The organism is Klebsiella sp. K5-306 (genome assembly GCF_051835185.1).
GTDB lineage: Bacteria > Pseudomonadota > Gammaproteobacteria > Enterobacterales > Enterobacteriaceae > Klebsiella > Klebsiella oxytoca.
On record NZ_JAIFJY010000012.1, the window covers coordinates 68568 to 95562 of the forward strand.

Annotated in this window: 22 protein-coding genes; 9 read left to right on the forward strand and 13 right to left on the reverse strand. The window is 58.1% G+C overall.

The window, feature by feature from the left end; genetic code table 11:
- Positions 1–103: 103 nt before the first annotated feature.
- The 3 genes from K2184_RS18455 to K2184_RS18465 all read left to right on the forward strand — a co-directional run bounded on the left by K2184_RS18455 (position 104) and on the right by K2184_RS18465 (position 8240).
- A complete protein-coding gene (locus K2184_RS18455; RefSeq protein WP_423787308.1) occupies positions 104–6775 on the forward strand; it encodes a hemagglutinin repeat-containing protein in 6672 nt (2223 codons plus the stop codon).
- A gap of 4 nt (positions 6776–6779) precedes the next feature.
- Positions 6780–7154, forward strand: a complete 375-nt coding sequence (locus K2184_RS18460; protein ID WP_004108566.1) for a CDI toxin immunity protein — start codon at positions 6780–6782, stop codon at positions 7152–7154.
- Between the two features lie 771 nt (positions 7155–7925).
- Positions 7926–8240, forward strand: a complete 315-nt coding sequence (locus tag K2184_RS18465) for a hypothetical protein (protein ID WP_224261103.1) — start codon at positions 7926–7928, stop codon at positions 8238–8240.
- A 52-nt stretch (positions 8241–8292) separates the two neighbouring features.
- Here K2184_RS18465 and K2184_RS18470 read toward each other — a convergent pair whose 3' ends face one another.
- The 11 genes from K2184_RS18470 to K2184_RS18520 all read right to left on the reverse strand — a co-directional run bounded on the left by K2184_RS18470 (position 8293) and on the right by K2184_RS18520 (position 18937).
- On the reverse strand, positions 8293–8805 hold the full coding sequence (locus K2184_RS18470) for a 4-hydroxyphenylacetate 3-monooxygenase reductase subunit (protein WP_163525715.1): 513 nt from the start codon (positions 8803–8805) through the stop codon (positions 8293–8295).
- A 19-nt stretch (positions 8806–8824) separates the two neighbouring features.
- Positions 8825–10387 (reverse strand): 4-hydroxyphenylacetate 3-monooxygenase, oxygenase component, encoded by a 1563-nt coding sequence (gene hpaB, locus K2184_RS18475; protein ID WP_004108559.1) that lies wholly within the window; start codon positions 10385–10387, stop codon positions 8825–8827.
- Positions 10388–10749: 362 nt separating this feature from the next.
- Positions 10750–11640, reverse strand: coding sequence for a 4-hydroxyphenylacetate catabolism regulatory protein HpaA (hpaA, locus tag K2184_RS18480; protein ID WP_163525714.1), 891 nt, complete (start codon positions 11638–11640; stop codon positions 10750–10752).
- A gap of 9 nt (positions 11641–11649) precedes the next feature.
- Positions 11650–13026: a 4-hydroxyphenylacetate permease gene (hpaX, locus tag K2184_RS18485; protein ID WP_004108554.1), complete on the reverse strand. Its 1377-nt coding sequence runs from the start codon at positions 13024–13026 to the stop codon at positions 11650–11652.
- Between the two features lie 69 nt (positions 13027–13095).
- Entirely contained in the window at positions 13096–13887 is a 792-nt protein-coding gene (hpaI, locus tag K2184_RS18490) for a 4-hydroxy-2-oxoheptanedioate aldolase (RefSeq protein WP_024273687.1), read from the reverse strand.
- A 10-nt stretch (positions 13888–13897) separates the two neighbouring features.
- Positions 13898–14701, reverse strand: a complete 804-nt coding sequence (gene hpaH / locus K2184_RS18495; protein WP_004110326.1) for a 2-oxo-hept-4-ene-1,7-dioate hydratase — start codon at positions 14699–14701, stop codon at positions 13898–13900.
- A 127-nt stretch (positions 14702–14828) separates the two neighbouring features.
- A complete protein-coding gene (locus tag K2184_RS18500) occupies positions 14829–15209 on the reverse strand; it encodes a 5-carboxymethyl-2-hydroxymuconate Delta-isomerase (protein WP_016809284.1) in 381 nt (126 codons plus the stop codon).
- A gap of 12 nt (positions 15210–15221) precedes the next feature.
- A complete protein-coding gene (gene hpaD, locus K2184_RS18505) occupies positions 15222–16079 on the reverse strand; it encodes a 3,4-dihydroxyphenylacetate 2,3-dioxygenase (protein WP_004110330.1) in 858 nt (285 codons plus the stop codon).
- A 1-nt stretch (position 16080) separates the two neighbouring features.
- Positions 16081–17547, reverse strand: coding sequence for a 5-carboxymethyl-2-hydroxymuconate semialdehyde dehydrogenase (gene hpaE / locus K2184_RS18510; protein WP_004108546.1), 1467 nt, complete (start codon positions 17545–17547; stop codon positions 16081–16083).
- The gene (locus tag K2184_RS18515) at positions 17544–18308 is read right to left on the reverse strand and encodes a fumarylacetoacetate hydrolase family protein (RefSeq protein ID WP_004108544.1); all 765 of its coding nucleotides are present in this window, start codon (positions 18306–18308) and stop codon (positions 17544–17546) included. The genes hpaE and K2184_RS18515 overlap by 4 nt, the downstream gene beginning before the upstream one ends.
- Positions 18305–18937, reverse strand: a complete 633-nt coding sequence (locus K2184_RS18520) for a fumarylacetoacetate hydrolase family protein (protein WP_049594283.1) — start codon at positions 18935–18937, stop codon at positions 18305–18307. The genes K2184_RS18515 and K2184_RS18520 overlap by 4 nt, the downstream gene beginning before the upstream one ends.
- A 285-nt stretch (positions 18938–19222) precedes the next feature.
- Between K2184_RS18520 and hpaR the strand changes: the two genes are divergently transcribed.
- A complete protein-coding gene (gene hpaR / locus K2184_RS18525; RefSeq protein WP_004110337.1) occupies positions 19223–19660 on the forward strand; it encodes a homoprotocatechuate degradation operon regulator HpaR in 438 nt (145 codons plus the stop codon).
- Positions 19661–19778: 118 nt separating this feature from the next.
- Here hpaR and K2184_RS18530 read toward each other — a convergent pair whose 3' ends face one another.
- Positions 19779–20993 carry an amino acid deaminase gene (locus tag K2184_RS18530; protein ID WP_163525713.1) on the reverse strand — a complete coding sequence of 405 codons (1215 nt, stop codon included), beginning with the start codon at positions 20991–20993 and terminating at the stop codon, positions 19779–19781.
- 201 nt (positions 20994–21194) lie between these two features.
- Between K2184_RS18530 and K2184_RS18535 the strand changes: the two genes are divergently transcribed.
- The 5 genes from K2184_RS18535 (at position 21195) to K2184_RS18555 (ending at position 26083) form a co-directional block, all read left to right on the forward strand.
- On the forward strand, positions 21195–22634 hold the full coding sequence (locus K2184_RS18535) for an N-acyl-D-amino-acid deacylase family protein (RefSeq protein ID WP_163525712.1): 1440 nt from the start codon (positions 21195–21197) through the stop codon (positions 22632–22634).
- A gap of 10 nt (positions 22635–22644) precedes the next feature.
- A complete protein-coding gene (locus tag K2184_RS18540) occupies positions 22645–23037 on the forward strand; it encodes a RidA family protein (RefSeq protein WP_163525711.1) in 393 nt (130 codons plus the stop codon).
- A 103-nt stretch (positions 23038–23140) separates the two neighbouring features.
- A complete protein-coding gene (locus tag K2184_RS18545; protein WP_064345413.1) occupies positions 23141–24625 on the forward strand; it encodes a sodium:solute symporter family protein in 1485 nt (494 codons plus the stop codon).
- Complete coding sequence (locus tag K2184_RS18550) at positions 24622–25494, forward strand: 2-dehydro-3-deoxygalactonokinase (protein ID WP_163525710.1); 873 nt, start codon at positions 24622–24624, stop codon at positions 25492–25494. The genes K2184_RS18545 and K2184_RS18550 overlap by 4 nt, the downstream gene beginning before the upstream one ends.
- Complete coding sequence (locus tag K2184_RS18555; protein ID WP_064370950.1) at positions 25481–26083, forward strand: 2-dehydro-3-deoxy-6-phosphogalactonate aldolase; 603 nt, start codon at positions 25481–25483, stop codon at positions 26081–26083. The genes K2184_RS18550 and K2184_RS18555 overlap by 14 nt, the downstream gene beginning before the upstream one ends.
- On the opposite strand, the gene K2184_RS18560 is transcribed toward K2184_RS18555, so the two are convergent.
- Entirely contained in the window at positions 26080–26943 is an 864-nt protein-coding gene (locus K2184_RS18560) for a MurR/RpiR family transcriptional regulator (RefSeq protein ID WP_026055990.1), read from the reverse strand. The two genes, K2184_RS18555 and K2184_RS18560, sit on opposite strands and share 4 nt — an antisense overlap.
- Between the last annotated feature and the right edge of the window lie 52 nt (positions 26944–26995).

A 26995-nucleotide genomic window follows, 5' to 3' on the forward strand; every position in this document is an offset into this window, starting at 1 on the left:
CCGCCAGCAGCGGCGCGCTGACGCTGAATAGCCAGACTTCGCTGGCGTTGAATGGCCGCAATATGGCGGCTGGGACGCTGACGGCGCAGGGCAGGGCAGGGCAGTGGATCTTGATAACAGTCGAACCTCGGGGGCGCGGATTGTGGTCAGCGCCGCGTCCGGCGATATCACAACCCGAGATGCGGTGGTGGCGGCCAGCGAAAAACTCCAGTTGGCCGCCAGCGGCAAACTCAAAAACCATAGTGGCCTGTTGACGGCCAGCCAGCTTGAGCTGAAAGCAATGGCGCTGGATAACCAGCAGGGCGTAATCCAGCAGACGGGCGAGGACGATCTACGCCTTGATTTTTGCGCGGGATTGGATAACCACGGCGGTGAGATCGCCAGCAACAGCCATGCATTGACGCTCAGCACCAGCCAGTTGCTCAATCAAAACGGAACGCTGTTGCATATCGGCAGCGGCGGCATGTCGATTACCAGCGATGGCGTGCTGGACAACGGCGAAGGCACTATTGCCGCTAACGGCAATATCGTTTTGTACTCCGATAACATTAATAATCGCAGCGGTAAGATCAGCACGACGCAAGGCAATACTCAGCTCACTACGCGTCATGAGCTGGAAAATTCACAAGGGAATATCGTTGCTGGCGGTAGCCTTTCTCTACAAGTAGCAAGCCTTCGGAACCAGCATGGGCAATTGATTGCGGCGCAGGGCGACCTGGCCATGAGCTCTGAAGGAGGGCTGGATAACCGCGAAGGCGTTCTTGCCGCAAATGGCAATATCAAGCTTGACGCCGACAATCTGATCAACCATGGCGGAAAAATCAGCGCGGCGCAGGGCGACGTTCAGCTCACTGCGCGCCATGGGGTGGATAACTCGCAGGGGAATATCATCGCCAGCGGCGACATCCGGCTACGGGCTCAAAATCTTAACAATCGTCACGGGCAGGTTGGCTCGGCGCAGCGGGGCAGCGTCAACCTGACGACGAGCGGTTTGCTGGATAATCAGCAGGGCACAATTACCGCCGTTGATGCCCTGCGTATTCAGAGCGCCGCTGTTGATAACCGTCAGGGAGAACTGCAGTCCGGCGGTAACCTGAACATCACCATCCACAATCGGGGGCTGGATAACCGGCAGGGGCAGATCGTCTCCGCCGCCGCTCTGGATATAGCAGGCGTCAACCTGGTGCTGGCTAATACGGGCGGGACGCTACTTGCCGCGAGCAAACTTATTCTCGATGCCGATTCCCTCAGCGGCGATGGCGAGGTGCTCTCTCAGGGCGATATGTCACTAACGTTGCGTCAGGCGTTTCATCACGCCGGGAGGATCATCGCCAACGGCAACCTGCAGTGGAATCTCTCCGGTTTGGGACTGATTAATCAGGGTGTTATCAGCGTTGGCCAGGTGCTCAATCTCTATGTGGCGAAGCTGGATAACCGTCAGGAAGGTGAAATCAGCTCTGGCGAGAACCATTTTACGGTCAACGGCGAGTTGGTCAATCGGGGACTGATTGACGGTGGTTTAACCCATATTGTCGCCACGACGTTAACCAATATCGGTAGCGGGCGCCTGTACGGCGACGCCGTCGCGCTGCAGGTGGCAACGCTGACTAACGCCGCGGAGAACGGCGTGGCGGCGACGATTGCTGCACGAGCATTGCTGGCAATGGGCGTCGGCACGCTCAATAACCAGGATCACGCGCTGATCTACAGCGACGGTACGCTTACCATTGGCGGCCAACTTGCCGAAGACGGTTCGCTCAGCGGCCGGGCGGGAGTCTTTAATAACCACAGCGCAACGCTTGAGTCCGCCGGTGATATGGCGATCGATATCCAACAAATCAATAACTACAACGACCATCTGGTGACGAAAGATGTGATGGTCGAGCAGTCATGGCGCCATGAAGCGGCGCTGAAAGGATCGGTACAGCGCTTCGACTGGTCGCTGGTCGATACCAGCTATAAAAACAAATACGGCGTTCACGACGCCATCATGCCGGACGGTAGCCGTGGCGATGAGTTCTATGAATATCAGTACCAGCGTACCGTTGTGGAAACGCAGGTGGTGGAAAGCGATCCCGGCAAAATCCTCTCCGGCGGCCGGCTCATCATCAACAGCGATAAGCTGAATAACTACGACAGCCAGATTATCGCCGGGGGAGCGCTCGGTGGCGTGATTAGCGAACTAAACAACGTCGCCACGACCGGTAAACGGGTGACCACCGACGTCGGTACCCAGACTCGTTGGTATGAGAAAAAGACCAGCCGCCCGTTTGGCGGCACCAAAACCAGCCAGGGGAAAAAAAGTAGCGAATATGAACCGACGCCCACGGTTCAGACTAGCGATCTGCAAACCATAAAGTGGCAGGGCAATACCCAAATTGATGGCCATAGCAGTGTGATTACCCCGCGCGATCGCGCCGATGAGCCAGGTGAACTACCTGCCGGACGACTGGTGGAAGTGACGCCGGTTAACGCTGACGGAACGGTTATTCGCCTCGTCACGCCGGATACCCGTCTTCCTGTCAGCAGTCTGTATCAGATCGATCCACAGGCTAAAGCAGGCTATCTGGTGGAAACCGATCCGCGTTTTACCAACGGTAAAGCGTGGCTCGCCAGCGACTACATGCAAAATCAGCTGGGCGTTGATCAGGCGATGAAGCGGCTTGGCGACGGCTATTACGAACAGCGGCTGGTGCGTGAGCAGATCGTTAAACTGAGCGGCGAGCGCTACCTCCAGGGCTACAGTAACGATGAAGAGCAGTACCGGGCGCTGATGGACGCGGGCGTCGCCTTCGCCAAACAGTACAACCTGACGGTCGGGGTGGCGCTGACGCCAGCGCAGATGGCGCTGCTGACCAGCGATATGGTCTGGCTGGTCGCCAGAGAGGTCACGCTAGCGGATGGCTCTGTGCGGCATGTGCTGGTGCCGCAGGTTTATGCGCGGGTTAAAGCGGCCGATCTTGATGGCAGCGGCGCGTTGCTCGGCGGTGAAAACGTGGCGCTCAGTGTGAGCCGTGATGTGACCAACAGTGGGCACATCCACAGCCGCGGCGTGACGCAACTAACCGCGGAAAACATTCATAACAGCGGCTATATCGGCGGCAACCAGCTCACGCTAAACGCGCGTACTGATATCAACAATATTGGCGGAACGCTGCAGGGCGGCGATAGCCTGATCGCGCAAGCCGGGCGTGATCTCAACAGCGCCAGCACCCTCGGCGGCGGCCCAGGTAACATCAGCCTCGATCGGCCTGCGGGGATTTATGTCCAGAATGAAAACGGCCAGCTGGGGCTGCAGGCGTTACATAACATTAATCTGACGGCAAGCATGGTGAGTAACAGCGTGGCGGGCAGCCAGACGAAGATTATCGCCGGCAACGATCTCAACCTGCGGACGCTCGCCACTACCCACAGCGAAAGCGGAAATTGGGGGAAAGGCAACGATCGTTCTTTGACCCAGCGTAGCGATATCGGCACGCAAATTAATGGCGGCGCGGTTGCGCTGTCCGCCGTCCACGATATTCATGCCCGCGCCGCCAGCGTGACGGCAACCAGCAGCCTGACGGTTGCCGCCGGCAATGACATTAACCTCAGCAGCGGCGAGTCCTCATGGCATCTGACGGAAAACAACCATCAAAGCAGCAGCGGCCTACTGGCTCACCGCTCGCTCACCACTCACGATGAAGTGTGGGCGCAGAACGCCATCGGCAGCAATTTTAGCGGTGACAGTATTGTGATGCAGGCCGGGCGCGACCTGCTGGTGTCCGGCAGCAGTGTTGCCGGCACCCAGGACGTCAACCTTGTGGCGGGGCGTAACCTGACCATCGCCACCGCCGAGGAGAGTCGCCAGGAAAACCATCTACGTAAAGAGAAACATAGCGGCTTTTCCGGTACTGGCGGTGTTGGCTTCAGCGTCGGCAGTTCGTCGCTGAAAGCCACCGACGTGACGACAACGCTGAGTAGCGCCGCCAGTACCGTCGGAAGCTCACAGGGCAACCTTAGCCTGAGCGCCGGTAATGTGTTGACGGTTCAGGGATCTGACATGGTGGCCGGCAACAATATGGCGTTGACTGGTAAAACCGTGAATATTCTGGCAGCGGAAAACCAGAGCACCCAGACCCATACTGTGGAACAGAAAACCAGCGGCCTGACGCTGGCGTTATCCGGGATGGTGGGCAGCGCCATTAATACCGCGGTTTCCAGCGCTAACCAGGCCAGCACCGAGAGCAATGGCCGTCTCGCCGCGCTGAGCGGGCTGCAGTCGGCATTATCGGGCGTACAGGCGTATCAGGCATCGCAGATGCAGACTGCGGATTCCAGTCCGGAGAGCATGATAGGGGTCAACCTTTCCTGGGGTAGCCAGTCATCGAAATCCACTCAGCGACAAACGCAGAACACCAGCCGCGGCAGTAGCCTGATGGCCGGCACCAATCTCAGCATTATCGTCACTGAGGCGGATATCAACGTTGAGGGCAGCCAGCTGCAAGCCGGCGGCAGCGCGTTACTCAATGCCGCGCGCGATGTGAATTTATTCTCTGCGGAGAACGTCAGCACCCTGAGCGGTAAAAACGAGAGCCATGGGAGTTCGTTTGGCGTCGGTATTAACTTCGGTCAGGGCGCGAACGGGTTGACGGTCAGCGCCAGCGCCAATGCCGCGAAGGGCCACGAGAAGGGCAACAGCCTGATGCATAACGAAACGACCCTCAGCGCCGGGGAACGGGTGACTATCGTCAGCGGTCGCGATATGACGCTGACCGGGGCGCAGGTGAGCGGCCATCAGGTGACAATGGACGTCGGGCGTAACCTGACGCTGAGTAGCGAACAGGACAGCGATAACTACGATTCGAAGCAGCGTAGCGGCAGCGTGGGGGCGAGCGGCAGCATGGGCGGCGGTTCGGGCTCTCTCAACCTGAGCCAGAGCAAAATGCACAGCACCTGGGCATCGGTGGAGGCGCAAACGGGGATTTTTGCCGGCGAGGGCGGTTTTGATGTGAAGGTGGGCGGGCATACGCAACTGAATGGCAGCGTGCTGGCGAGCACGGCGGCGGAGCTGAACCGCTTGGATACCGGGACGCTGGGTTTCCGGGATATTAAAAACTCTGCCGAGTACAGCGTGGAGCAGCAGAGCGTGGGGGCGAGCACGAGCGGTAGCGTGGCGGGGCAGTTCCTGGGGAATGCGGCCAGCGGTCTGCTGATGGGGGCGAACGGCAGCGGCAGCGACAGTTCGCTGACGCGGGCGGCGGTAAGCGAGGGCAGTATCGTTATCCGCGACGGCACGAGTCAGCAGCAAGACGTGACGAGGTTAAGCCGGGATGCGGCGCATGCGAACCAAACGTTGAGTCCGATATTTGATAAGGAGAAAGAGCAGAACCGGCTGGCGGTGGCGCAGAAGATAGGTGAAACAGGTCGCCAGGTGAGTGATGTACTCGTGACGCAGGGCAAGCTGAACGCGCAGGCGGCGCAGAGCGACCCGGCTGCGCGGGCAGCGGCACGGGAGATGCTGGTAGCGGGAGGGAATGCCCATCCGAGCGAGGAACAAATCAGCGCGCAGGTGAGCCGGACGGCGACGGCGGACTACGATACGGGCGGAAAGTACCAGAAGGTGGCGCAGGCGGTAACGGCGGCGATGCAGGGTCTGGCGGGCGGCAACCTGGCGCAGGCGGCGAGCGGCGCAGTGAGTCCGTATGTGGCGGAAATCATTCACAGCCAGACGACGGACAGCGCGACAGGCAAGGTGAATGTGGAAGCCAATGCGATGGCGCACGCGGTGTGGGGAGCGATAGCGGCGGCATCGGGAAATAACAGCGCGCTGGCGGGGGCGGCAGGCGCGGTGAGCGGCGAACTGCTGGGGCGCTGGATAGCGGCAGAATATTATCCGGATGTTAAGACAGAAGAGCTGTCGGATGAGCAGAAGTCGACGATAAGCGCGCTGAGTACGCTGGCGGCGGGACTGATGGGGGGGCTTAGCGGAGGCAGCAGCGGGGATGCGGTCGCGGGGGCGCAGGCCGGGAAGAACGCGGTTGAGAATAACTCGCTGAGCGGTGATAAGGCCCGAGAAGCGGCGAAACAGGCTGCTGAATCCCTGAAAAATCAGGTCAGGGAAAAGCTGGGTGAAGGCACCACTTCTGCCATCGCGAACGCCATTATCAATGGCCTTGCTGATACCGGCGATGCGGCATTAGGTTCTGTTGACTATGCTGCTGATGCGGCCATGGTGCTGGCTTCCTGTGCTGTGGGTGACAGTTACTGCAGTAAAGCGATGAGCGACCTGGCCGGGAAGAATCAGGCGCTGGCGGATACTGTTACCACGCTGATGCAGGGTGAAACCTGGTCTGCGGTTGCGGATACGGTTAAACAGGCGGCTGGCGGGAATCAAGCTGCACTGGAAGCAACGGGCGGGCTGCTGGCAGGCATTATGTTGCCAGGGAGGAAAGTACCAAGTCCAGCGACTCGAATTGAAACAATATTAAAATCTGAAAAAAACTGGGAAAATGCTCGAAATAAGGCGCTAAATATTGTGGGTAATTTGGGTGCTGACTCTAAGCCTGTAATTGGGCGACTAGAAGTGAGTGCTGGGAATGGAAAAATAATTGGACGGCAATCTAATGATGGTAAGGTTGGTTGGCGTGTTGATTATGATCCTGAAAAGGGAACGCACATCAACGTATGGGATTACTCTCAAGGGAAAGGGCCGGGCAAAGCAGTCAAGCAGGTTATACCATTTGAAGGTAATGAAAAAGCGTTTGAAACCATATTGAAACAGTTGAATAGGTAGAAAAATGAATTTATTTGATGAGTGTAAAGAGGCCCTTGGTGCTGATTTCGAAGTGCTTGAAGGACAGAGAGAGAAGGATGCGCTTAATATTTTGTATAAGTTCCCATTTATTAATGGGAACTTATTGTGGGATGATTTTAACTATTCAGATTATGAAGATATAAATCATCTCATATCCGATTGTTATAATAAAAAACATGATGTGTTTGTTTTTGTGGATAACATTAACATTCCTGTTTTTAGAACTAACCTAGTATTGGTTGCTGAAAATATTTATGACGTTACAGCTTTATCTCCTAAGCTGTTCATTTTTAACAATGAATTGATATTACAACCTCTATTTCCAACAGACATAATTCGTCTGGGTATAAAAAATTAGAGATATATAAAATTCCGGCGTTAAAGCCGAGATTTTTTACCCGTCAGCCCTTGACTGGTTCTGTCACCAGTCGTCCCTGGTCCACGCTGACCGTGACCGGCGTGTCGGTACTGAATCCCGCCTCAGCCAGTTTCCCTTCAGGCGTAGGTTCAGGCGCAATTACAAATGGTATTGGTGCTGGGTTTGGTTATGGTATAGGCAAAGGCATTTCTTGGGGTACAAATGCATGGGCAAACTAGGTGGAAAGCAGGTTGGGATCCGAAGTTTAATCCTATTATGCTAAAGTATACTGAGATTAAAGGTGACTTTGGTATCTCAAAAGAAGTTACACCGAGTAACATTCCAGGCAGTTTTGGCGACATAGGAGCATCTTTCTCTTCAGAATATGGCGGGAAAAACTCGAACCAATCATTGAGAAGAAATTGAAATGAAATCCTTCAATGAGAAAATATTAAACCTGCTGATTCTATTTATCGCCTGTATTCTTGGGGGTATTGTTAGTTTCCTGTGTATAACTTTGTCTATAGACGTTTTAGTTTGAATGCTAACAGGAACTTTTGATTTGAAAAAAGCCGATATACTCAAAACCATTAAAATTGGTTGTGTGATTGGAATCTTCACTGGTGCGGTTTTTATTATTGCCAGACTATTCAAACTAAAAGGATTTTAGAGCAAAGATAGGATAAAAATTCATCCACAGAGTTGGGATTAGTGTGGAGAATAACCTGATGGGTAGGAACGAATGGAGCCAGGGTGAGAAAGCCAGAGAGCATGGTGCAGTTAACCCCTCTGGTGAAGCCTGGCAGCGAGGGATTGCTGAGAATAAAGCTTATGCAGGTACGTTGGCTTCAGCGGGGGCTAATCTACCTGCCGGGTGGAATGCAGGTTACTGGCGCGATGGGCGGAACAGAAAATGCTGGTATTCAGTATCTTATTAATGGAGAAGTTAATCCAACGGATGTGCTCATTGCGACGTATGTTGGAGCTTTTACCAGAAATACAGGATTAAAGGGAAGAAGGGTGGAAAGAACAGAAGGTGGCGCAGGCGGTGCAGCGCTGACACAGTTTACACAGCAGGAACGCTAACGCGAATCTGTGTTGCCTCTCCCCGTTATCCGGGGAGAGGCTGGCGAGGCCATTACGCCACGACCTCCATCTCCATCATCACCGGATGGAAGCGGCGCTTAAAGTAGATCAGCCCGTTGCCCTGCTGGCTCAGGGTTATATTCCTGATTTCTACCAGATAGACCAGGTGGCTGCCGATGGTCTGTACCTGGCTAATCTCGCCTTCGAGACTCGCCAGCGAGCCTTTCAGCACCGGCTGGCCCAGCGCGCCTTTTTGCCAGCAGCTGAGGCCGAAACGGTCGTCCATCGTCATCCCGGTCATACCGGCGAAGTGGCGCGCCATCTCCTCTTGCTCGTGGTTCAGCACGTTGATGCATAGCTTGCCGTTGCCCTGAAACACCGGATTCATCGCGCTGTTAGCGTTGATGCAAACCATCACCGACGGCGGCGTATCGGTCACCGAACAGACCGCGGTGGCGGTGATACCGCAGCGGCCCGCCTCGCCTTCGGTGGTGATGACGTTAACGGCGGCCGACAGGCTGGCCATGGCATCGCGAAAACGCAGACGTTGTTCATCTAATTGCATTGTGACCTCCCGCTGCCGCTTACTTCAGCAGCTTATCCAGCATGTTGATATCGGTATTGTTGTGCAGATGCGGCACCGTCCAGCCGTTCTGGTCGTACTCGGACAGGCAGCGATCCACCATCGCCATCATTTTGTCCATGTTGCCGGAGCTCTGCGCCTGACGCAGGCACTGCAGGCGAATTTCATCCTGGCTACCTGAGTAGTTGATTTCGTACAGTTCGTGACGACCACCAAACTCGCTGCCGATGGCGTCCCACATCAGTTTGAGGATCTTGATACGCTCGACGTGATCCATGCCGTTCGATCCGCGCACGTATTTCGCCAGATATTCGTTGATCTGCGGATTGTTGAGATCGCGGGCGCTGGACGGCAGATAGATCAGGCCGCTGGTGACGTTGCGTTCAATAATGTTTTTGATTTTGGCGTAGGCCATCGGCGCCATCACGCGATAGGTTTGCAGCGCGGCGTGATCCGGCAGATACGCGCCGTTAACCCACGGCGTGGCTTCGGCGCACATCGAGTCGCTCAGCGCCCAGAACATATTGCGCCAGGCTACCACTTCGCCGAGATCCGCCTGTACGCCGCGGAACTCCAGGGTGCCGGTGCACTCCAGCGAGCGCTTGAGCAGGGCGGTGATAAAGTCGAGCTTCACGGCCAGACGCACGCAGGCCTGCAGCGGATACATGCGGGCGAAACCGCCTTCCATCGTCCAGCGGCGGCAGCGATCGAAGTCGCGGTAGATCAGCACGTTTTCCCATGGGATCAGCACATTATCCATCACCAGGATCGCATCATTTTCGTCGAAGCGGCTGGAGAGCGGATAGTCGTACGGCGATCCGGTTGCTCCGGCGACCAGTTCATAGGAGGCGCGGGAGATAAGCTTAACGCCTTCGGCATCCATCGGCGCGACAAACATCAGCGCGAAGTCCGGGTTTTCGCCCATCACCTGCGCCGAGCCGAAGCCAATCATATTGTAGTGGGTCAGCGCCGAGTTGGTGGCCACCACTTTCGCGCCGCTGACGATGATCCCGGCATCGGTCTCTTTCTCCAGCTTGATATAGACGTCTTTCACTTCGTCGGCTGGCTTATGGCGGTCGATCGGCGGGTTGACGATGGCGTGGTTAAAGTAGAGGCCGGTTTCCTGGATGCGGGTGTACCAGTTACGGGCGTTCTGTTCAAACTGACCATAAAACGCCGGGTTTGCGCCGAGCGCGCAGCCGAATGCGGCTTTGTAGTCCGGGGTACGGCCCATCCAGCCGTAGCTCAGGCGCGACCATTCAGCGATGGCGTCGCGCTGCTGGCGCAGATCGTCGGCGCTTTTCGCGACGCGGAAGAACTTGTGGGTATAGCCGCCGCTGCCGGTATCGGTGCCCCAGCACAGGGTATCCTGCAGCTCGGGTTTATGCAGCGCATCGTACATCTGGGCGACGGAGGCGGCGGCGTTGCGGAACGCCGGGTGGATGGTCACGTCCTTAACGCGTTCGCCGTAGATATAGATTTCGCGGCCGTCCTGCAGGCTCTTCAGGTACTCTTCGCCAGTTAACGGGCGTTTCGCGTCTGCACGGAAATTTTCAGGTTTCATAGGTGACCTCTTCAGTATTAATCGGAATGCGATGTTAAATTTATGTTTTGTTTTTGTTGTTCAATTGAAGCGGTTAACGCGGCTTTCGTGAAGAGACTTTTAGGTCAATGGTCGGTACTTTTCAGGCGGGGTTGGGTTATGTGATCGGGGGTTGGTTTTTCTATTTTCCGGCCTGGCTCTCCGGTGAACCGACGACAAGCCACGGCGAGTTTTGAATTTGTAGCCCGGACAGATGCGCAGCATCGCCTCCGGGAAATTCAGATACTCTGCGCTCTGCTCCCGGGGGCGGCGCTTGACCCGCCTTGCCCGGGCTACCGCCTCTCAGACGGCTGCGAATTCGCCGCGCCGCCCCCGGAAAGATCTTACGACACCGGTACTTTCTGCGCCCGATAGGCACTCGGCGAGCAGCCGACTAAGCGGTTAAAAAAGCGGGCAAAATAGGCCGGATCTTTAAAGCCCAGCTGCCAGGCTATTTCGCTTACCGCGTTGTCGGAAAACAGCAGCAGCCGTTTGGCCTCGCGCAGCTGCCTGTCGAAAATCAGCCGCTTGGGCGGCCGGTTGGCGAAGCGGCGGCAGATATCGGTTAGCCTTGATTCGGTCAGATGCAGCTCGCTGGCGTAATCCGGCACCGTCCAGTGCTGGTGGTAGTGGCTATCGATCAACTGGTTAAACCGCTGGAACAGCTTGAGCTCGCCGCGTATTCCGCTGGCCGCATGATCGTCAAGTTTCGCGTTGCGCAGCAGCAGGGTGAACACCGCCTGCACCAGCAGCGTCAGGGTATGTTCCCGCCCCGGCAGCTGCGACGTCGATTCCCGTTCAATCAGCCGCCAGTAATGCGCCAGCGCCGCCAACTCCTCGGGCTTATCGGCCAGCGACAGGCAGATGCCCGGCAGACCGAAAGCCTCCCGCGTGCCGGGATAGAGCACCTCCAGCAGCGGCCAGACCAGATCCTCGCGCACCGTCAGCACATGACCGTCGCTATCGGACTCGGTGATAAAAGCGTGCGGCACCGAGGGTGGCGTCAGGACAAACAGCGGCGCCTGCACCGAATAGCGATGATCGTCGAGCTGCAGCTCAATCTGCCCGGTATCGAGAAAGTGCATCTGAAAATACTGGTCGTGACGGTGCGCCTGCATATCGCGGCCAAAAAACTTCGCCATCCGGGCAAAGGATTGGTAATGTACCTCCTCCGTTCCCAGACTCTCATCGTACTCTTTATTAATATCGATATTGGCAACAGGACTCTGGCACATAGCGGCTCCTTACGGCGTCGCGCGCGGACGCGATCCTTTCATCGGAATCGCCCAGATAATGACTGCGCCAATGATCAGCAGGGCGGCGACGAACCACAAGCCGCTGCTGAAGCTGCCGGTAATATCCTTCAGCCAGCCGATCATAAAGGGGCTGAGCGCCGATCCGATATTGCCGGTCGCGTTGATCACCGCGATACCGATCGCTCTGGCGCGCAGACTGATCGACTGATCCGGCGTGGTCCAGAAAATGGCCATCGCGCTAAACGATCCGGTCGAAGCCATCACGATCCCGAGCAGCTGGATCAGGTTATGATCGGTCGCCGACGCCAGCAGCCAGCCTGCGGCGGCGAACAGGAACGGCAGGGCGGTGTGGTGCTTACGCTCCTGGTGCTTATCGGAGTGCCGGCTCCAGTAGATCATTCCCAGAATGGTACAAATCTGCGGGATCGCCGCCAGCAGGCCGATGGTGATATTGCTGCTGCTTTCGTTAAAGCTTTTGAGGATCTGCGGCGTCCAGATGCTGATCGCGCTGAGCGTATTGGTCAGGCAGAAGTAGGCCAGGGTGTACATCAGCACGATCGGCGTGAACACTTCCCGCCACAGGCTGCGCTGCTGCATGGCGTGATGGCTGATCGCCCCTTCCGGCTGGACCAGCGTCAGGCGGTCGTTGTCCATCATCTCCTGCAGGCATTTTTTATCTTCTGCGGTCAGCCATTTGGCCTTCGACGGCGAATCATCCAGCCAGAACCAGACCATAATACCGAGCAGCACCGACGGGAAGCCTTCCAGCAGGAACAGCCACTGCCAGCCGTGCAGGTTCAACAGGCCGTCCATCGACAAGATATAGCCTGAAACAATCGACCCCAGCGCGGTGGTTACCGGCATCGCGATCATAAACAGCGCGTTGGCGCGGGCGCGGAAAAAGGCCGGGAACCAGTAGGTCAGATAGAGCAGAATGCCGGGCAGAAAACCGGCCTCGGTGATCCCCACCAGCATGCGCAGGATATAGAGGCTATTCGGCCCGGTCGCGAACATGGTGGCGGTGGAGGCGATGCCCCACAGCACCATGATGGTGGCGATCCAGCGGCGGGCGCCGACGATGCTGAGCATCACGTTGCTCGGAATGCCGAAAATGACGTAGGTCGCGTAAAACAGGGTGGTGGCAAGGCCGAACATGGTGGCGTTAAGGCCCAGATCCTGCCCCATGGTCAGCCCGGCAAAGCCGATATTGATGCGATCTAAAAACGAAAAGATAAACAGCACGAACAAAAACACGATCAGGCGACGAAAGAGCTTGTTGATAACCGACTGCTGCTGCGCCGTCAGCTGCTTGTGCTGATTAGCCGGATCGAACTTTTCCGGGATGGCAGATGATGTATCGCTCATTATCATTTTCCTCTAATGGGAATTTTGTAGGGTACTGCGGGTTGCCGGGTGGCGCTGCGCCACCTGGCGTTAATAGACGCCTGACGAACCCTCGGCGGTTTTTTCTGCGCCAAATCGTGCCGCCAGCGCTTCCGCCCCCCGGGCCAGCAGGGTGGTATCGACCCCGACGGCGACAAACAGCGCGCCGAGCTGCAGGTAACGCTTCGCCAGCTGTTCGTTGGCCATCAGGATCCCCGGCGCTTTGCCCGCTGCGCGAATTTGCCCGATGGCGTGCTCAATGGCGGCCTGTACTTCCGGGTGCTGAGGGTTGCCGCTGAAGCCCATGTCGGCGCTCAGATCCGCCGGGCCGATAAACACGCCGTCCACGCCCTCGACATCGAGGATCTGCGGCAGATTGCTGAGCGCTTCGCGAGTTTCGATTTGCACCAGCACGCACATCGCGTCGTTAGCCTGATGGAGATAATCCGGGACGCGGTTCCAGCGCGAGGCCCGAGCGAGGGCGCTGCCGACGCCGCGAATACCCGCGGGCGGATAGCGGGTGGCTTTCACCGCCAGCCGCGCTTCGTCGGCGTTCTGCACCATGGGTACCAGCAGGGTTTGCGCGCCGATATCCAGCAACTGTTTAATCTGCACCGGGTCGTTCCACGAGGGGCGCACCACCGGCTGGCTGGGATAAGGGGCGATCGCCTGCAGCTGGGTCAGTATCGTCTGCACGCTGTTTGGCGCGTGCTCGCCGTCGATCAGCAGCCAGTCGAACCCGGCCCCGGCCAGCAGCTCAGCGCTGTAGCTGCTGGTCAGTCCCAGCCACAGGCCAATCTGCGGTCGACCCGCTTTTATGGCGTCTTTAAAGGCGTTATTCATCATATTCCTCCTAGACGAACCGGCAGCTAATCGCGCCCATGGTGCCGTAATCAACGTGGAAGGTGTCGCCTTTGCGCGCCGGTACCGGACGCGTAAAGGAGCCGCCGAGAATAATCTGCCCGGCTTCCAGCTGGACGTCGTAAGGCGCCAGCTTGTTCGCCAGCCAGGCCACGCCGTTGGCCGGGTGATTCAGCACCCCTGCGGCGACGCCGGTCTCTTCAATCACGCCGTTGCGATAGAGCAGGGCGGAGATCCAGCGCAGATCCAGCTCGTCGGGTTTAATCGGACGGCCGCCGAGGATCACCCCGGCGTTGGCGGCGTTATCGGAGATGGTGTCGAAGACTTTGCGCGGGCGCTGGGTTTCCGGGTCGATGTTGTGGCAGCGGGCGTCAATCAGCTCCAGCGCCGGGATCACGTAGTCGGTGGCGTTGTAGACGTCGAACAGGGTGCAGTTGGGGCCGCGCAGCGGTTTGGCCAGCACGAAAGCCAGCTCGACTTCGATACGCGGGACGATAAAGCGGTCGGTAGGAATATCGCCGCCGTCGTGGAAAAACATATCGTCCAGCAGCGCGCCGTAGTCCGGTTCGCTGATTTGCGAACTGGCCTGCATCGCTTTCGAGGTCAGGCCGATTTTATGCCCTTTCAGCACGCGGCCTTCGGCGATCTTCATATTTACCCATTCGCGCTGTACCGCGTAGGCGTCTTCGATGGTGATCGTCGGGTGATCCAGCGAAATAGCGCGGATCTGTTCACGCTGTTTTTCCGCCTGGTTCAGCCGCTGGGCGATCAGGCTATGGGTATGTTTATCGAGCATAGTTGCTTCCTGTTACGTCATTCGGTGCTGCTGCGCCGGGTGGCGACGCGGAGGCGTCTTAGCCGGCCTGGGGTTTGTGGCAGTACTTGTTTTCACCCTCTCCCACCGGGAGAGGGGCGGGCCGCACCTATTTAAACAACGCGTGTACGTTGTTCTGCTTGTAGTTCAGCGTCGGGTGCAGTTCATCGATCTCAAACGACAGCGCCAGATAGCGGCTCTCCATCAGCGCGGCGAAATGGGCTTTGATCAGCGTGAACAGCATATCGCCCACGTCCTGACGGCTCTCCAGGCTGCGTCCGGTACCAATCTTTAGCGTCATATGCACGAAGGCGTAGTCATGCTGGCCATCGGCCATCTGCCAGGTATCCAGCCAGATGGCGCGACTGCGAATGCCGCCGATAGGAAAGATGCCGGTTGCCGCCAGCGCGGCGTTCACTTTGCTGAACAGACCCGGTAAATCAGCCTGCTCACGGATGTTGTTGGTACATTCAGCGATAAAATGCGGCATTCTGCGTGCTCCTTACGCCGTTTCCGGCAGCGGGAAGACGGCGTTGACCTGACCGGTGCCGGAGCTGGCAAAGAGTTCGGTAATAAACTCTACTTTGCCGTCATATTTGTCCCAGCCCAGCAGGCCCAGCAGCATCACCGTGTCGTGCATATTGCCTTCACCGAAGCAGTAGTCGGCGTACTCCGGCAGCATGGTGCAGAACTCTTTGAATTTGCCTTCGCGCCACAGCTTCACGACCCGTTCGTCCATCTGGTGATCGAACTCGCGGGTATAGCTGTTCATTCCCTCTTCGGCGCGCTGGTCGTCGATAAAACGGTGCGACAGCGAGCCGCTGGCAAAGACCGCCACGGTGCCGTCATATTTCTCAATCGCTTTAAGAATGGCTTCGCCCAGCTTGCGGCTGTCGGCAAAGTCATGGACGGTACAGAACGCCGAGATAGAGACCACTTTGAAATGCTTATCGCTGTTCATGTAGCGCATCGGCACCAGGGTGCCGTACTCCAGCTTCAGGCTTGGAATGTTGTGCGCTTTGGCGCGGACCCCGAGTTTGACCGCTTCGTCGGCGATCAGGTGGCCGAGCTCCGGATTACCGTCATAGTCATAGGTCATGTCGCGAATAAAATGCGGCAGCTCGTTGCTGGTGTAGACGCCCTGGAAATGGTCGGCACAGTTGATGTGGTAGGCGCTGTTGACCAGCCAGTGGGTATCAAAGACGATGATGGTATCCACGCCCAGCTCGCGGCACCGCTTGCCGATTTCTTTATGCCCATCGATGGCTCCCTGGCGGCAGCCGTGGTTTTTACCCGGCAGTTCAGAGAGATACATCGACGGTACGTGAGTAATTTTTGCTGCTAACGCTAACTTTCCCATATCAGACTCCCCATTTTGGGATCGGATGGTCGCCCATCGAGATGCAGACGTTTTTCATTTCAGCGAACACTTCAAAGCTGTATTCGCCGCCTTCACGGCCGGTACCGGAGGCCTTCACGCCGCCGAACGGCTGACGCAGGTCGCGGACGTTCTGGGTGTTGACGAACACCATTCCGGCTTCGATGCCGCGCGCCAGGCGCAGCACTTTGCTGACGTCCTGGGTCCAGATATAAGAGGCGAGGCCGTACTCCACATCGTTGGCCAGGCGCAGACCTTCCGCCTCGTCTTTAAACGGCAGCAGACAGGCTACCGGGCCAAAAATCTCTTCCTGCGCCACGCGCATGCGGTTATCGACGTCCGCCAGCACCGTTGGCCGCAGGAAGTTGCCGTTTCTCAGATGGGCAGGCAGATCGGCGGGCTTATCCGCGCCGCCGGCCAGCAGGGTCGCTCCTTCTTCAATGCCGAGGCGGATATAGCCGGAGACTTTCTCCCAGTGCTGCTGGCTAATCAGCGCACCCACCTGAGTGTTCGGGTCGGTAGGGTCGCCGACGCGCAGGCGATTCGCGCGTTCGGCAAAGCGTTTAACGAACTCGGGGTAGATGCTCTGCTGAATGAAGATGCGCGAGCCGGCGGTGCAGCGTTCGCCGTTGATCGAGAAAATGGTGAACAGCGCGGCGTCGAGAGCGCGCTCAATATCGGCGTCTTCGAAAATCAACACCGGCGATTTGCCGCCCAGCTCCATGGAGTACTTTTTCAGCCCGGCGTTTTTCATGATGTTGCGCCCGGTGGCGGTACCGCCGGTAAACGATACCGCGCGTACGTCATGGTGGCGTACCAGCGCATCGCCCGCCGTCGCGCCGTAGCCCTGAACCACGTTCAGTACGCCCGCCGGAATACCCGCTTCCAGCGCCAGCTCGCCAAGACGGTCAGCGGTTAGCGGCGACAGTTCGGACATTTTCAGCACCGCGGTATTCCCCAGCGCCAGGCACGGCGCCACCTTCCAGGTCGCGGTCATAAACGGCACGTTCCACGGCGACACCAGCGCGCAGACGCCGACCGGCTGCACGAGGGTGTAGTTGAGCATCTTGTCATCAACCGGATAGGTCTTACCGTTCATTTGCTGGCACACTTCGGCGAAGAATTCGAAGTTGTGCGAAGCGCGCGGGATCAGCACGTTTTTGGTCTGGTGGATCGGCAGGCCGGTGTCGGCGGTCTCCATGGCGGCGATCTCCGGGACGTTCTGGTCGATCAGATCGCCCAGCCGGCGCATCAGACGCGCGCGCTCTTTCATCGGCAGATTGGCCCATTTCGGAAACGCCTCTTTTGCCGCCGCCACCGCCTGATTCACCTCGTCAGCCCCGCCGGAGGCGACCTCCGCCAGCACTTCGCCGGTGGCCGGGTTAGTGGTATGGAAATACTCCGCGGCGGCGACGTTTTTGCCGTTGATCCAGTGGTTAATTTTTTTCATGACAGCTTCTCCTCATATGCCTGCTGGCTAATGATGTGGTTGACCAGACGGCCGACGCCTTCCACTTCGACGATCACTTCATCGCCCGGCACCACGTCCGACAGCCCCTTCGGCGTGCCGGTGGCGATCATGTCGCCCGGCTGCAGGGTCATAAATTCGCTGAGGTAAGCGATCAGGAACGGAATGCTGAAGATCAGATCGGCGGTAGTGCCCTGCTGGCGCAGCTCGCCGTTGACCCAGGTGCACAGCGCCAGGTTGTGCGGATCGGGGATCGCCTCTTTGCTGACGATCCACGGGCCTATCGGCGTCAGGGTGTCGCGGCTTTTGACCCGCAGGTTGGGGCGATAGTAGTTTTCCAGGTAGTCGCGGATGGCGTAGTCGTTGCAGACGGTGTACCCGGCTACGTACTCCATGGCGTCGGCTTCGGCGACCTTACGCGCGGTTTTGCCGATCACCACCACCAGTTCAGCCTCGTAGTGCATGTACTCGACGTTATCCGGGCGCACCGACTCTTGCCTATGGCCTATAAAGGTGTTGGGCGCTTTGATAAACACCAGCGGTTCGGTTGGCGGCGTAAACGCCAGCTCGCTGGCGTGATCGGCGTAGTTCAGGCCCAGCGCGAACAGGGTGCCGTCGGCGGGCGGCAGCCAACGAAACTCGCCTTCCTTAAGCAGACTGCCGTTGGCGAGCTGGACCTGACCACGTTCATTCACCTGGACATCGTGCCGCTGTCCCTGCCACTCAATACGTGCTTGCCTCATGCCAGCTCTCCTTCATCAATCACCGGGTTTTCCAGCGCCGGGAAGCCCTCGGCGAGAATACGTACGCGATCGCCGGGGCGCAGCGTAACGCGGGAGTGGGGCGTACCGATCAGAATCGCATCGCCGGGATTGAGGGTGGCGAATTCGCTCAGGGCGCTCAGCAGCTCGGCGGCGGAGCGCTGGAGATCGGCGGTAGTCCAGCTGTCCGCCTCGCGACCGTTGATTTCGGTGATGATGGTCAGGTTATCGACATCGCTGAGCGGCGCGAGTGCGCCAAGCGGACAGAAGCCGTCGCGGCATTTGGCTTTTATGGCCGGACGATAGAAGCTCTCTTCCGGCAGGCTGACGTCGTTCGCCAGCGCGTACCCGGCGATATAAGCCGCGGCGTCTTCTGCAGCGACTTTGCGCGCGGTTTTACCGACGATCAGCGCCACGGTGGCGCCACTCTGCACGGTTTCGCCTTGCGGGTAGGGAATGCTCTCGCCATCGCCGATAACGGTGTTGCGCGGTTTGATAAACCAGACCGCGGTCTTCGGCGGCGTTTTATAGGGGGCCTTTTGAAACGCTTCGCGCCAGGCGTCGAGCTGGCTGCGGTGGTTAAGCGCCACGGCGAAGATGGTACCTTTCATTTACCACTCCTCTGCTACGGATTTGGGAAGTCAGTTAATTCATTAATATGTTAATGATCATCTTTTATGCTTTGCGGGAATGTTTGGCAAACAGAAGTGAATGTTTTGTGATCGGATTAACAATAAATTTACAGATTTGTATTTTAATTATTATTAATCAATTAGATAACAAAAGCAGTTGTACCATCTGGTACTTTTCAGAGGCAGAAACCGGTTGCCTTCGGAGGGAATTAGCGCTAATTATTAACTTATTAACAGATTGGGGATTTACTTCAGAGGTATGTGATGCATGATTCGTTAACTATCGCGCTGCTGCAGGCGCGGGAAGCGGCGATGGCCCACTTTCGGCCCATCGTTAAACGCCACAATCTGACCGAGCAGCAGTGGCGTATCGTGCGTATCCTCGCCGAACATCCGTCGATGGATTTTCACGATCTGGCCTTTCGCGCCTGTATTTTACGTCCGAGCCTGACCGGCATCCTGACCCGTATGGAACGCGACGGCCTGGTGCTGCGTTTAAAACCGGTAAATGACCAGCGCAAGCTCTACGTTTCGCTGACGCCGGCGGGTTCGACGCTTTATGAAAGCGCCCAGGCCCAGGTGGAAGAGGCCTATCGTCAGATCGAAGCCCAATTTACCGTCGAAAAAATGCGTCAGCTTACCGCGCTGCTGGAGGAGTTTATCGCCTTGGGGAATGGAGCGCAGGGAGAGGGAGAGGAATAATACATTGTCCGCGCGAAAAACATCCCGGAGGCGGTGCTGGCGCACCTGTCCGGGCTACGGGTTCACAGCATGGTAGCCCGGACAGGCGCAGCGCGCCGCCTCCGGGAGAAAGCGTCCTTCAGAACAAGGTATCGAGCTCTTCCAGCACGTTATACTGCTCGTCCACCAGCAGCAGGGTTTTCCATTTATCAAACGTCAGGCACGGATGCGAGGTACCGAACACCAGAATATCGCCGACCTGCACGTCGCTGCCGGGCGCGAGGCGCAGCATACAGTGCTGGTCCATAATCCCCACGCTCTCGATCCCCTCCGCGGATAGCTGCGCGCCGTTGCGATAGCGGGCCACAGGCTGCGGCAGGCCGGCGTCAAAGGCGCAGTCGCGCTTACCGAAGTTCACCACCGCGCGATCGGCTTCCGGCACCGACTGGACCATCGCCATCAGCTCCAGCGCTGAGGTTAAATCACCGCCCAGATCGCAGGCGATCGGATCGCGGGCCACCAGTGCTTTCTGCGCGATATCGTAGATCCCACGGTCGTGGGTGATATAGCACCCGGGGCGGATAACGATTCGGCAGCGCGCCGGTTTCTTCGCCGCCAGCCAGATATTGCACACCACGTCGTACCAGACGGTACCGGCTCCGGTCAGCACAAATTCCCCCTCAACCAGATGTTCCATCCGGCAGGCCAAATCGGCGGCCTGGCGCAGCAGAGCCTCCACCTGCGGCTGCGGATCGTCGCCGTGTAACACCCCTTCATAAAGTTCGAGACCGCGCAGCCTGAGGCCCGGAAGTTCCGCCGCGGCCTGCGCCAGCGCCAGCGCATCCTCAATGCTGCGGCAGCCGCAGCGCCCACCGGCCACGCCCTGTTCAATCAGCACGTCCAGCGTTTGCTGCCTTTCGCTGAAAAATGCCGACAGCGCGCGTGCATTGGCAAGGCTATCGATGCAGCAGATAAACTCCGCCGCCCGGTAATGCGCTTTCAGGCGCGATACCGCCTGCATATTCGCCCTGCCGACCAGCTGATTGACCATCAGAACGCGCTCAACGCCGCTGGCCATCGCCGCGCTGGCCTGCCAGGCGCTGCCGACGCCGATTCCCCATGCGCCCGCCCGCTGCTGCGCCTGAAAAATCCACGGCGTCATCGTTGTTTTACCGTGCGGGGCCAGCGAGACGCCGCGCGCGTCGGCGTAACGCTGCATCCAGGCGATGTTATTTTCCAGCGCCGTTTTTTTCAGCAGCGCGGCCGGAAGGCAAACCTCCTCCGCCAGCAGATTGGCCGGTGCGGACATTATGGCGGCTTTGTGCGGAATAAGCGTATCGGAATGGTATTTCATAACACTATCCTTTTAGGGTTTAAGATCGGATTAAAGCTAAGTATCAAACTTAATTAATTGAAATATATAGAATATATAATTTGTTTATGTTCTTTGTGAATAAAAGTATCACAATTTGATCTGGTTTTTGCGTAGTTTTCCACTGTTTTTCCGCCTTGTAAATGGTTTACTTGTCGGCAGAGTTGAAAGGGAGTAATTGCGATGAAAGTTAACTGGCTTTTCAAAAACGTCACGGTCATTGACGGCAGCGGCGGACCACAGTTTCGCGGCGACGTGGCGGTGAAGGGCGATCGAATTGTGGATATGGCCCCGGCGCTGAACCTGGCGGCGGAGCAGGTGATTGACGGGCAGGGGCGCGTGCTGGCTCCCGGATTTATCGATGTGCATACCCATGACGATATCAACGTCATCCGTATGCCGGAGTATTTACCGAAGCTGAGCCAGGGGGTGACGACGGTGATTGTCGGCAACTGCGGGATCAGCGCGGCGACGGCGACCATGCGCGACGGCGTACCGGACCCGATGAATCTTCTGGGTGAGGAGGAGCACTTTGTTTATCCCACCGTTGACGCTTATGCCCACGCGGTGGAGACCGCTAAGCCGTCATTAAACGTCGGCACGCTGATTGGCCATACCGCGCTGCGTAATAACCATATGGACGATCTGTTCCGCCCGGCGACGGAAACCGAGATTGCCGGAATGCGGGTGCAGCTGCGCGACGCGCTGCGTCAGGGCGCGCTGGGGCTGAGTAGCGGGCTGGCCTACGCCAGCGCGTTTCAGTCCACTACTGAAGAGGTGATGGCGCTGGCCGAGGAGCTGGCGGCAGAAGGGGGAATTTATACTACCCACCTGCGTTCGGAGTTCGAACCGATTCTGGAGGCGCTCGACGAGGCGTTCCGCATTGGCCGCCACGGTAACGTACCGGTGGTGGTATCGCACCATAAGTGCGCCGGCGCGAAAAACTGGGGTCGCACGAAGGAGACGCTGGCTTTCTTCGATGAGATGCGCCAGCGCCAGGAGATCGCCTGCGACTGCTACCCGTACTCTGCCAGCTCGTCGACGCTGGATATGAAGCAGGTCACCGATGAGTTCGATATCGTCATTACCTGGTCGGAAGCGCAGCCCGAGCAGGCCGGAAAAACCCTGCAGCAGATTGCTGACGGCTGGCAGGTTAGCCTGCACGAGGCGGCAGCGCGGCTGATGCCCGCAGGCGCCATCTACTACAACATGGACGAGCAGGACGTGCGGCGGGTACTGCGTTATCCGGTGACCATGATCGGCTCAGACGGTCTGCCGAACGACCCGATGCCGCACCCGCGGCTATGGGGCGCGTTCCCGCGGGTCCTGGGCCACTACTGCCGAGATGAACGGCTGTTTCCGCTGACCACCGCTATCCACAAAATGACCGGTCTGTCGGCGGCGCGTTTCCAGCTGGCAGAGCGTGGGCTGGTGAAAGTGGGCTATTTTGCCGATCTGGTGCTGTTTGATCCGCAGACGGTGCGCGATGTCGCCAGCTTCTCCGACCCGAAACAACCGGCGGACGGTATCGAGGCGGTGATGGTTAACGGCGTGATGAGCTACGGCAGCGATAAAAAGATTACCGGGCGCGCAGGGCGTTTCCTGCGCCGCCGAATGAACTAAGGAGAGAAAAATGAGCATTAAACGTTATGGCGTTGAGGGCGGTACCGGGACCGGTGGGCAGCATCTGCCGTTCGCGCGCGCGGTGGAGGCGGGGGACTGGCTGTACGTTTCCGGCCAGACGCCGATGAAGGAGGGTGAAGTGGTGGAAGGGGGCATCGTTGACCAGGCGCGTCTGGCGATTCAGAACTGTGTGGATATCATGACCGAAGCGGGCTACACCCTGGCCGACGTGGTGCACGTCAAGGTGATCCTCACCGATGCGCGCTATTTTCAGTCTTTCAATAAAGTATTCCGCGAGTTCTTTGGCGACAATCCGCCTGCCCGTATCTGCTGCGTAGCGGACCTGGTAGTGGATTGTAAAGTTGAAGTGGATGTGACCTGTTATAACGCGGCTCGCGTATAAAAATTTATTAACCAGAAATATAAACAGGATTTTTGAGCGCTGAATTCATTCAGCGCTTCGTAGCCTTTTACCTTTTACCTACTCAACTGGCAGGATGTGAATTATGAATAGTCATATCTTTTTAGTCGGCTTTATTATTTACGCGCTGGCCATGATTTGGCTTGGCTGGTACGTGTCGCGTAATCAAAAAAGCGGTGAAGATTTTTTACTCGGCGGCCGTTCCTTACCGCTGTTTCTGACCCTGGGCTCTACCGTGGCGACCATGGTGGGCACCGGTTCAAGCATGGGCGCGGTTGGCTTCGGCTACAGCAACGGCTGGGCCGGGATGCTGTACGGCGTGGGCGGGGCCATCGGTATTTTGCTGGTCGCCTGGCTGTTCGCCCCGGTGCGCAAGCTGCGCTTTATGACCATGAGCGAAGAGCTTTCTTATTATACTGGCGGTAGTCATTTAATTAAAAATATCGTCGGCATAATGATATTTGTGGCCTCTATTGGCTGGCTGGGGGCGCATATTCTTGGCGGCAGCATGTATTTATCCTGGGCGACGGGAATAAATCTGACGCTAGCGAAAATTATTATCGCTCTGGCCTTTGCGATTTACGTCATCATCGGCGGTTATTCTGCGGTGGTGTGGACGGATACCATTCAGGCATTAATTCTGTTTTTCGGTTTTATCCTGATGGCAATTCTGGCGGTGGTTCACGTCGGGGGATGGGATGCCATCGTCCAGGCGATGGATCCCAAGGCGATGAGCCTGTTTGCGGTCGATAAACTGGGGGCCATTCCGGCGCTATCGCTGGCGATGGTCATCGGCGTCGGCGTGCTGGCGACCCCTTCCTATCGCCAGCGTATTTACTCGGGGAAAGATGTCTCTTCGGTGCGCCGCTCGTTTGTCTATACCGGCGTGCTGTATCTGTTTTTCTCGGTGCTGCCGGCGATTATCGGCATGGCGGCATGGACCATGAACCCCAATCTCGAGAACAGTAATTACGCCTTCCTGTTCGCCACCAGCTTCTTACCGGCGATCCTCGGGCTGGTGGTGCTGATTGCCGGACTATCGGCCACCATGTCCTCGGCCAGCTCTGACGCGATAGCCGCCGTGGCCATCATGATGCGTGATGTCTACACCCTTGTTACCGGAAAAATGCCGCCGGCGCATAAGGCGATAACGCTCTCCCGCTGGATGCTGGCGTTCGTTATCGGCCTGGCGATGATCTTCGCCCTGACCTCGAACGATATCATCAGCTATATCACCAAAATGATCTCCATGCTGATGTCCGGTCTGTTCGTCTGTTCGATTCTCGGCCGCTTCTGGCTGCGCTTCAACTGGCAGGGCGCGTTTACCGCGCTGCTGAGCGGCATGCTGGTTTCTCTTGTGGTTCTGATGAAAGCCGACTGGCTGGCTTACTGGGGGAACCCGTGCATTCCGTCGGTCGTCGGCAGCTTTGTTTTCGCGATTTTTGTCACCCTCTTGACGCCAGCCAGCAAAGTTAGCCGTGAGCAGGCGCTGGAAATGATCACGCAAGAGCGTGAAGGTCAGGCGATGCCGGCGAAGACGACGGTGCAGGTCTCAGGAGAAGCACAATGAAGGACTATATTGCCGTCGACTGGGGCTCTACCCAGCTGCGCGGCTGGCTGATTCGCAATGGCCAGTGCGTCGAAACAAAGCAGCTGCCGCTGGGTATCACCCGCCTGAACGGACGAGCGCCTGCCGACGTATTCGTGGAGCATTTGGCCCCCTGGCGCGGCGCGGAGGCGCTGCCGGTGCTGATGGCCGGGATGATCGGCAGCGATGCGGGCTGGCAAGCGGTACCGTATCTGGACTGTCCGGCAGCGATCGACGCGCCAGGGCAGCAGCTATGCGCCGTTGCTGAAGGTGTGTGGATTATTCCCGGCCTCAAGATTGAACAGGACGGGGATTTCAACGTGATGCGCGGCGAAGAGACGCAGCTGCTGGGGGCCTGGCAGCTGGCGCCGGCGGAGTGTTACGTGCTGCCGGGCACCCATTGCAAATGGGTACAGGTGGCGAACGGCGCGGTGCGTCATTTTGCCACGGCGATGACCGGTGAACTGCATCATCTGCTGATGACGCAATCGCTGATCGGCAAAGGGCTGCCGGTCCAGCAGCCGGACGAGACGGCGTTTGAACGGGGGCTGGAAAAAGGACTGGCGCAGCCGTCGCTGATTAGCGAACTGTTTGTCGCCAGGGCCGCCCGGGTGCTGGGAGGTCTGGCCGCGACCTCGGTCAGCGACTATCTCTCCGGGCTGCTGATTGGCGCGGAAGTGGCGACCCTGGGGCAGCGTTACCGTACCTCTAGCGTCACGCTGGTTGGCGACCCGGCGCTGAATGCCCGCTACAGTCGGGCGATGAAGGCGCGCGGAATGACGGTTAACAGCTGCAGCGGCGATGAGGCGCTGCTGAGCGGCATGGCGAGGATAATGCATGGACAAGATTAAACTGGTGGCGATTTTACGCGGTATTCGCCCCGCTGAGGCAGCGGAGCATATTGAGACGCTGATAGAGGCAGGATTTCGCTATATCGAAATTCCGCTCAATTCGCCGGACTGGCAGCAGAGTATTCCGCAGATGGTCGCGCGCTTTGGCGAGCAGGCGGTGATTGGCGCGGGAACGGTACTTAAGGTGGAACAGGTCGATTTTCTGGCCGATGCCGGAGCGAAGCTTATCGTGACGCCGAATACTGAGCCGACGACGATCCGCCGGGCGGTGGCGTGCGGAATGCGGGTTTGCGCCGGGTGCGCCACCGCGACCGAGGCGTTTAACGCGCTGGATGCCGGGGCGCAGTGGTTGAAAATTTTCCCGTCTTCCACTTTTGGCCCGGACTACATTCGGGCGCTGAAAGCGGTGCTGCCGTCGGAGGTGCCGGTGCTGGCGGTCGGCGGCGTGACGCCGGAGAATCTGGCAAGCTGGGTTGAGGCAGGGTGCGCCGGCGCTGGCCTGGGAAGCGATCTGTATCGCGCCGGGCAGGCCGTGGAACGTACCCGTCAGCAGGCGGAGAGGTTTATCGCCGCCGCCCGCTGCGGTTAATCGCCCAGCGGCTGGCGATCGACGCCGCCGCGGTGGCTGTCGAGCGCCAGCTTAATCCGGCGCAGTCTGCCTTTTGCCTGAGTTTTGTTGGCCATCGCCAGTTCGGTGGCCAGCACGTCAACCATCGCCAGCATCGCATAGCGTGAGGTGCTGGGCTTGAAAATGTAGTCGTTTTCGCGCACCAGCAGCGGCAGCACCAGATCCGCCTGCTCCGCCAGCGGCGTTCCGGCGGGGGTGATGGCAATGACCTTTGCGCCGTACTGCCTGGCAATCGCCGCGCTCTCGATGATTTCCTGGGTATAGCCGCCCAACGACAGCACGATAACCACATCCTTTGGCGTCACCGCCGAGCTCATCATGCGCACCAGCAGACCGTCGTTCTGGCTGACAACCGGGAGGCCGAGGCGAAACAGGCGATACTGGATCTCCTGAGCGCAGATGGTAGAGCCGCCGCCCATCCCGAGCGCCAGGATCTGCCGCGCGTCGCTCAGCCAGCTCACCGCACGCTTCAGCGCTTCAATGTCCAGCGCCCGGCGGTTGGTTTCCAGCACGCCGATGATCGACTCGTAGATCCCCTGTACGCCCTCAAGGTCCGGGACATCGAGGATAAATCGCTGTCCGACCGCCAGAGATTGCGCGAGCCTCATCTTCAGCTCGCGGACGTCTTTACAGCCGAGCGCCCGGGCAAAGCGGGTAACGGAGGCCTGGCTGGTGTGGGTCAGACGCGCCATCTCCGCGATGGGCAGCTCCGCCGCCGCCGCGACATCATCGAGAATGAACTGCGCGATGCGCTTTTCGGTCGCCGTGAGTTCCACAAAGCGATCGGTTATGCAGGAAATGATATCGATTGACCAGGACATACGGGTATCAACAGGTAAGTTATCAATGATACTTTGTACCATATTCCGCCGC